General features: G+C 69.3%; 6 protein-coding genes. 3 read left to right on the forward strand and 3 right to left on the reverse strand.

All coding sequences use genetic code 11. The annotated features are described in order from the left end of the window. Positions 1 to 7: 7 nt before the first annotated feature. Positions 8 to 2,245 carry a fructose-specific PTS transporter subunit EIIC gene (locus ACH4YP_RS27045; RefSeq protein ID WP_361072699.1) on the reverse strand — a complete coding sequence of 746 codons (2,238 nt, stop codon included), beginning with the start codon at positions 2,243 to 2,245 and terminating at the stop codon, positions 8 to 10. A gap of 415 nt (positions 2,246 to 2,660) precedes the next feature. Between ACH4YP_RS27045 and ahcY the strand changes: the two genes are divergently transcribed. Together ahcY and ACH4YP_RS27055 are read left to right on the forward strand one after the other, a co-directional pair. Then, complete coding sequence (ahcY, locus tag ACH4YP_RS27050; RefSeq protein ID WP_361072702.1) at positions 2,661 to 4,118, forward strand: adenosylhomocysteinase; 1,458 nt, start codon at positions 2,661 to 2,663, stop codon at positions 4,116 to 4,118. 111 nt (positions 4,119 to 4,229) lie between these two features. Then, on the forward strand, positions 4,230 to 4,844 hold the full coding sequence (locus tag ACH4YP_RS27055; protein WP_361072705.1) for a hypothetical protein: 615 nt from the start codon (positions 4,230 to 4,232) through the stop codon (positions 4,842 to 4,844). A 41-nt stretch (positions 4,845 to 4,885) separates the two neighbouring features. On the opposite strand, the gene ACH4YP_RS27060 is transcribed toward ACH4YP_RS27055, so the two are convergent. Beyond that, positions 4,886 to 5,902 carry an RDD family protein gene (locus ACH4YP_RS27060; RefSeq protein ID WP_398492973.1) on the reverse strand — a complete coding sequence of 339 codons (1,017 nt, stop codon included), beginning with the start codon at positions 5,900 to 5,902 and terminating at the stop codon, positions 4,886 to 4,888. 117 nt (positions 5,903 to 6,019) lie between these two features. On the opposite strand from ACH4YP_RS27060, the gene ACH4YP_RS27065 reads away from it, so the two are divergent. Beyond that, positions 6,020 to 7,027 carry a stage II sporulation protein M gene (locus ACH4YP_RS27065; RefSeq protein WP_361072709.1) on the forward strand — a complete coding sequence of 336 codons (1,008 nt, stop codon included), beginning with the start codon at positions 6,020 to 6,022 and terminating at the stop codon, positions 7,025 to 7,027. 204 nt (positions 7,028 to 7,231) lie between these two features. Here ACH4YP_RS27065 and ACH4YP_RS27070 read toward each other — a convergent pair. Next, a partial coding sequence (locus ACH4YP_RS27070) for a hypothetical protein (RefSeq protein WP_398492975.1) occupies positions 7,232 to 7,465 on the reverse strand: 234 nt, incomplete at its 5' end.

A 7,465-nucleotide genomic window follows, 5' to 3' on the forward strand; every position in this document is an offset into this window, starting at 1 on the left:
CGCGCGGCTACCGGATCTCGCGCAGCACGTCGAGAACAGCCGCCTCGTCGGGAGCCGTCAGCAGCCGATCCCGGAACCCGGCGTCCATCAACTTCCGGGACAGCAACGCCAGGATCCGCAGATGTTCGTCCCCGGCGGCGGCCTCGGGCACGGAGATCATGAAGACCAGCTTCGCCTTCGTACCGTCGAGCGAACCCCACTCGACACCCTCCGCCGACCGCGCGAACCCGACGACGGGTGCCGTCACCGCGTCGGTCTTGGCATGCGGGATGGCGATCTCCTCGCCGAGCCCGGTCGTGCCCTGCTCCTCGCGCCGCAGCGCCGCCGCCACCAACTCCTCGACGTCCGTGACCTTCCCGGTGGCGGCCAGCAGCCCGGCCATCTCCCGGATCGCGGACTCCTTGTCACCGGAATCGAGCCGAACCTTGACGGTCTGCGCCGTGAGATACCCGGAAAGGACTTCGCCGTCCGGGCCACCGGCGGACGCGTCCGGGGACGCTTCGGCGGATCGGTCCGCGGACGCGTCACGGGGAGAGGCACCGGCAGGGTTCTTCGAGCCGCTGTCGCTGTCGGTGCTGGTGCCGACAGCCGTGGAGCCGGCGGAGGCCGGAGCCGCTGCCGATGCCGTCCGCTGGGCGGGAGCGTGCGCGGTGGCCGTCCCGCCGCCGGCGCCGAGGCCGTCACTGCCGGCACCCGCTCCCGCACCAGCACCCACGCCCGCGAGGGCGAGTTCCGGCTGCGGCGCGAGCCCGTCGACCATCGACCGGCCCCGCCGCCTGCGCTCACCGACATCCATGAGCGCGACCGTCGTCAGGGCCGTCACCACGGTCCCGATCACCACGGCCACGAAGAACATCGGTACGCCGCTGACGGCACCCAGCACCGCCACGATCGGCCCGCCGTGCGGTACCGCGTCCTCGACCCCGGCGAGACCCGCGAGCGCACCGGCCACCGCGCCGCCGAGCATGTTGGCGGGGATGACCTGCGCCGGCCGCGCGGCGGCGAACGGAATGGCGCCCTCGGATATCCCGAACAACCCCATGAACAGCGAGGCGAGACCCGTCTCACGCTCCTGCTCGGTGTAGAGCCGCTTCCGGATCAGCGTGGCGAGGCCCTGCCCGAGCGGCATCACCGGGATCGCGGCGGCGCACATGCCCATGACCTCCTGGTTGCCGGTCGCGATGAGCCCCGCGCCGAACAGGAACGCCGTCTTGTTGACCGGCCCGCCCATGTCGAACGCGATCATCAGCCCCAGGATCGCGCCGAGCAGCACCGCACTGGTTCCGGTCATCCCGCCGAGCCAGTCCGTCAGATGCTCGAAGACCCAGGAGATGGGCTCGCCGATCACGTAGATGAAGAACAGCCCGAGCGCCGTCGTCGCCACGATCGGGATCACGATGATCGGCATGATCGGCCGGACGAACTTCGGCACCTCGACCTTCTTGATCCACAGCACCAGATAGCCGGCGAGGAACCCGGTCACGATCGCCCCGATGAAGCCCGCGCCCGCCTCGGAGTCGTACAGCGAACCGGTGTTGGCGATCCACCCGCCGACCATGCCCGGCACCAGCGCGGGCCGGTCCCCGATCGCGTACGCGATATAGCCGGACAGGATCGGCACCATCAGCTGGAACCCGATGACGCCGATGTTGTTGACGTCCATCCAGAAGGAGCCCTTCGGGATGACCAGGCCACCGGACGGATCGGTGTGCCCGCCGAGTGACAGCGAGATCGCGATCAGCAGCCCGCCGACCACGACGAACGGGATCATGTAGCTGACGCCGTTCATCAGCGCCTTGTACCCGACGCTCCGCTCCTTGCCGCCACCGCCACCGCCGCCGTTGGCGGGTTTGGACGTACTGGTCCCGCCCCCACCCCCGCCGTGCACGGGCGCGGTCCGCACCTGTTCGATCAGCCGCTCGGGGTGGTGGATTCCCTCGGCGACGCCGACCGTCACCACCCGCTTCCCGGCGAACCGGCTCAGGTCCACATCCTTGTCCGCGGCGATGATGACGCCGTCCGCGGTTCTGACATCGTTGTCAGTTAGTACGTTCTCGGCCCCGATCGAGCCCTGGGTCTCCACCTTGATGTCGACGCCGAGCCGCTCCGCCGCCTGCGAGAGCTTCTCGGCCGCCATGTAGGTGTGGGCAATGCCGGTCGGGCAGGCGGTCACCGCGAGCAGCCTCAACCGCTGCCGCTCGCCACTGCCGCCGCCCGTGGGGGGAAGGCCGGCCGAACTGGTCACGTCGATCTCCTAACGCCTTTGTTGTGGGGGATCGTGATCCGCGGGCTGGTGCACATGGTCCCGATCCCCGGCATCCTGCAACAGCCCCCTGCGCAGGGCCAAAAGTTCAAAAGTCCCGGATTGTCCAGGCTTGTTGCTCCTCGACCCCCACCGGCGGACTCTCAGGCTCCGCTTCTTTCTGGCCGGAGGCGGGCTGGGGCCCGCTGAGCCGATCGGTGTAGATTCGTAACCGAGCCAGACGTCGCTGCTGATGGCGGTCGGGCGGCCCCGTACGGGCCGGCCGAGGGAGAGAGGGCCTCCGACGGACTGCGCTGCGCAAGGCACCGGGCATTCGTGTGCCCCGTGGACGCACGTCCAGCCCCGCCGCCGCGCAGACCAGCCCAACCGACCTCGCCCAACCCGAGGAGCAGCTCGTATGACCACTGTCGACAACCGACAGGACTTCAAGGTCGCCGACCTTTCCCTGGCCGACTTCGGTCGCAAGGAGATCACCCTCGCCGAGCACGAGATGCCCGGCCTGATGTCGATCCGCAAGGAGTTCGCCGCCACCCAGCCGCTGGCCGGCGCCCGCATCATGGGCTCGCTGCACATGACCGTGCAGACCGCCGTCCTGATCGAGACCCTGGTCGCCCTGGGCGCCGAGGTCCGCTGGGTGTCCTGCAACATCTTCTCCACCCAGGACCACGCGGCCGCCGCCATCGCCGTCGGCCCGAACGGCACGCCCGACAACCCCCAGGGCATCCCGGTCTTCGCCTGGAAGGGCGAGACGCTTGAGGAGTACTGGTGGTGCACGGAGCAGGCGCTGACCTGGCCGAACACCCCCACCGGCGGCCCGAACATGATCCTGGACGACGGCGGTGACGCCACCATGCTCGTCCACAAGGGCGTCGAGTACGAGAAGGCCGGCAAGGTCCCGTCCCTCGACACCGCCGAGTCCGACGAGCACCGCGTCGTCCTGGGGCTCCTGACCCGGACGATCTCGAACGGCTCGCAGAAGTGGACCCAGGTCGCCTCGGAGATCCGCGGCGTGACCGAGGAGACCACCACCGGCGTCCACCGCCTGTACGAGATGCACCGCGACGGCACCCTCCTGTTCCCGGCGATCAACGTGAACGACGCCGTCACCAAGTCGAAGTTCGACAACAAGTACGGTTGCCGCCACTCCCTGATCGACGGCATCAACCGCGCCACCGACGTCCTCATCGGCGGCAAGACCGCGGTCGTCCTCGGCTACGGCGACGTGGGCAAGGGCTGCGCGGAGTCCCTGCGCGGACAGGGCGCCCGCGTGATCGTCACCGAGATCGACCCGATCTGCGCGCTCCAGGCGGCGATGGACGGCTACCAGGTCACGACGCTCGACGAGGTCGTCGACAAGGCCGACATCTTCATCACCACGACCGGCAACAAGGACATCATCATGGCCTCGGACATGGCCAAGATGAAGCACCAGGCGATCGTGGGCAACATCGGCCACTTCGACAACGAGATCGACATGGCCGGCCTCGCGCAGATCCCGGGCATCGTCAAGGACGAGGTCAAGCCCCAGGTCCACACCTGGAAGTTCCCCGACGGCAAGGTGCTCATCGTCCTCTCCGAGGGCCGCCTGCTGAACCTGGGCAACGCGACCGGCCACCCGTCGTTCGTGATGTCCAACTCGTTCGCGGACCAGACCCTGGCCCAGATCGAGCTGTTCACCAAGCCCGAGGAGTACCCGACCGACGTCTACGTGCTGCCCAAGCACCTCGACGAGAAGGTCGCCCGCCTCCACCTCGACGCCCTCGGCGTGAAGCTCACGACGCTCCGCCCGGAGCAGGCGAGCTACATCGGCGTAGAGGTCGCGGGCCCGTACAAGTCGGACCACTACCGCTACTGAGCAGCCGAGCCCGGCGCTCACCCGGCGCTCACCCGGCACTCAGCCAACGGTTGTCAGCAGGCCCCCGTCGTCACCGGCGGGGGCCTGCCCCCTACGAGGACCCGAGCCACCATGCCCCGCGGCCGATATTCGCTCCATGACCCGCACGACCACACCCCCCTCGCCGAAGAACACTTCCACTGCGCGCCCGGCCCCTCCGGCTGGCGCTACGTCTCTCAACTGACCACCCCCTCCGGCGACCCCGCCGGTTCCGTCGACCTCGCCCTCGACGCCCTCGGCCGCCCCATCCGCCTCGAACTGCACGCCTCGGGCTGGCAGGTCCGCGGCGCCGCCCTCGACGGCGTCACCTGGGTCCGCACCGACCCCACGGGAGCTCACGCCACCGAAGGCAATGTCCGCGCCCACGCCTTCACCGGCACATCCCCCGCGTTCCTCGTCGCCACCGCACGTCTGCTGCGCCTCACCCCCGATGCCTCCGCCACGCGTGTACGCCTCGTCGCCCTCACCGACCCGGTCCTCGCCCCGCGCACCCTCGACCAGTCCTGGGCCCTGATCACGAGAGAAACACACGCCACTGACAACGGCCCCCTGACCGTGGAGGAATACCAGGTCACAGCCCTGGATACCGGTGAGCAGCACACCGTGCACCTCTCGGGCGACGTGATCCTCTCCGCACCCGGCATCGAGCTGGAGGACCTGGAATCCCCGCCGTCGGTGTTCGCCTGACGAAGGTCCCGGGGAGCCCGGGCACCCGGGCTCCCCGGGAGTTACGCGGGCGGGGCGAAGCCGGTGGCGGGACGCTCGGCGCCGGCGTCCTGCGGGGCCGGGTCGGGGGCCGGTGTCGGTGTTGGCGTCGGTGCGGGAGCCGAGTAGCCGGCGGGCGGCGAAGCCGGTGGGTACGGATGGGAGGGGTAGGCCGATTCCGGCGAAGGCACCATCCCGTACGGCATCACGGGCCCGCTCGTGCCTGGCATGCCTGGTGTGGCCGGCGTGCCGGCCATCTGCGCACCCGCGGCAGGACGACCACCAGCGGCCCCACCACTGAACGCCCGCCGGGCCTCCCGCGCCTGCCGCTCCTGCATCACGGCCGCCAGATACGCTGCCGGCGGCACCCCCTGCGGCGCCGGAGCCCCGGTGCGCTCCGCGACATCGGCCGCGAGCCGCTCCGCCATCGCCCAGCCGACCTGTGGATCCAGCTGCTGCATCCGCGTCAGGTACTGGCGGACAGCCAGCCACAGCGCGTCCGGAACCCCGGACAGATCAAGGCCGGAGAACCGCCCCGCCAACCAAGGCGGCGGAGGGGGCACGAAAGACGTACGCCCGGCGGGAATCCGTTCCCGTACGACCAGGGTCCCCGCGAACACATCACCGAGCCGTCGCCCCCGCGCGGACACCAGCGAGGCGATGCACGCCACGACCCCGAACGTCATCAGGATCTCGACGACACCGACCGCGCCACGTACCAGCGCGTGCCGGAACCGGATCGGCCCGCCGTCGTCCCGCACCACCCGCAGCCCGCACGCCAGCTTTCCCAGCGACCGCCCATGACTGAGCGTCTCCACGGCGATCGGCCCGCCCACCAGCAGAAGAATGAACGCGGCGATCGAGATCGCCATCTGCGCCGCCTCGTCGAGCGCGGTCGTGGACGCCACCAGGGCGATGGTCACCGCGACATAGGCGGCCACCGCCACCGCCAGGTCGAGCACCACGGCCAGCACTCGGCTCGGCAGCTTCGCGGGGCGCAACTCCAGCGCCACCGCCTCGCCCGTCACAAGCTCACTCACGCCCGCCGTCCTTCCCCGAACTGCCCCGAGGACAGTCAGTCTGCCAAGCTGAGGGCACATCGCGCCGCAGTGCGACAAGCTGACCACACGACGAGCAGCCGAGGAGCAGCCAACCCGATGGACCTCGACGTCTTCGTGTCCGCCCACCGAGCCGAGTGGGACCGGCTCGACGCACTCCTCGGACGCCAGAGGCGCCTCACCGGCACGGAGGCCGACGAACTCGTCGCCCTCTACCAGCGCACGGCGACCCACCTCTCCCTGATCCAGTCGAGCGCCCCGGACCCCCAGCTGACCGGCCGTCTCAGCCAACTGGTGGCACGCGCGCGTAGTGCGGTGACAGGCACCCGCCGAGCCTCCTGGCGCGATGTCACCCGCTTCCTTACGCACGGTTTCCCCGCCGCGGTCTACCGCTCACGCCACTGGTGGGTCCCCACCGCGCTGCTCTCCACGGCCGTCGCCATCGTCCTGGGGTGGTGGATCGGCACCCACCCGGAGGTCCAGTCCTCGATCGCGGCCCCGAGCGACCTGCGGGAGCTCACACGCCCAGGCGGCGAGTACGAGACCTACTACTCAAGCCATCCGGCGACGTCCTTCGCGGCCCAGGTGTGGACGAACAACGCCCAGGCCGCCGCGATGTGCCTGGTCCTCGGCGCCTTCCTCTGCCTGCCGGTCGTCTGGATCCTCTTCCAGAACATGCTCAACGTGGGCGTGGGCATCGGCCTGATGTCCTCGGCAGGCCGCCTCGACACCTTCCTCGGCCTGATCCTCCCGCACGGCCTCCTGGAACTGACCGCAGTCTTCGTAGCGGCCGGTACGGGACTACGCCTCGGCTGGACCGTCATCGACCCGGGCCCCCGCAGTCGCCGATCCGCCCTCGCCGAGGAGGGCCGAGCCGCCCTGGGCATGGCGATAGGCCTCGCCCTGGTCCTTTTCGTCTCGGGCGCCATCGAAGGCTTCGTCACCCCGTCCGGCCTCCCGACCTGGGCCCGCATCGGCATCGGCATAGCCGCCGAGCTGCTGTTCCTCGCGTACGTCTACATCCTGGGCGGTCGCGCGGCGCGAGCCGGCGAGACGGGCGACGTCGAGGAAGCCGAACGCAGCGCCTCCGTACCGACCGCCGCCTGATGTGCAGGCACGCCTACTGAGCTGCTACTGTCCTCTTCGCCCCACAAAAACCGTTGACACGGGACGTGTGGGGAGGTAGATTCGAACAGTTGCCTAGAACTGGACAAGTTCGGTGGCGAAGGTTTAGCATCTGTCAGCTTCCTGGAATTTGGTTCCGGAGAAGCACTTCCCGATAAATCAGGATCGAGTAGCCGGTCAGGCCGGTCAAAAACTTCTGATAAAGTCGGGCTCGCCGAAAGAAAGCCACCAGGCAATCGAATAGGCAAAGGCCTCCCAACTGGCCACCGGAAATGAATTCCGACCGGAAACGGAACGGAAAACGGATCTGGTAAGGTTGGAAACACGAAGGGAAGCGCCCGGAGGAAAGCCCGAGAGGGTGAGTACGAAGGAAGCGTCCGTTCCTTGAGAACTCAACAGCGTGCCAAAAATCAACGCCAG

Origin of the sequence: Streptomyces sp. NPDC020747 (assembly GCF_044334695.1) — a bacterium.
Lineage (GTDB): Bacteria > Actinomycetota > Actinomycetes > Streptomycetales > Streptomycetaceae > Streptomyces.

What these genes read in the sequence shown, in the direction of transcription:
- ACH4YP_RS27065 (WP_361072709.1), top strand. Translation starts at nt 6,020, where the DNA reads ATGGACCTCGACGTCTTCGTGTCCGCCCACCGAGCCGAGTGGGACCGG.
- ahcY (WP_361072702.1), top strand. Translation starts at nt 2,661, where the DNA reads ATGACCACTGTCGACAACCGACAGGACTTCAAGGTCGCCGACCTTTCC.
- ACH4YP_RS27055 (WP_361072705.1), top strand. Translation starts at nt 4,230, where the DNA reads ATGCCCCGCGGCCGATATTCGCTCCATGACCCGCACGACCACACCCCC.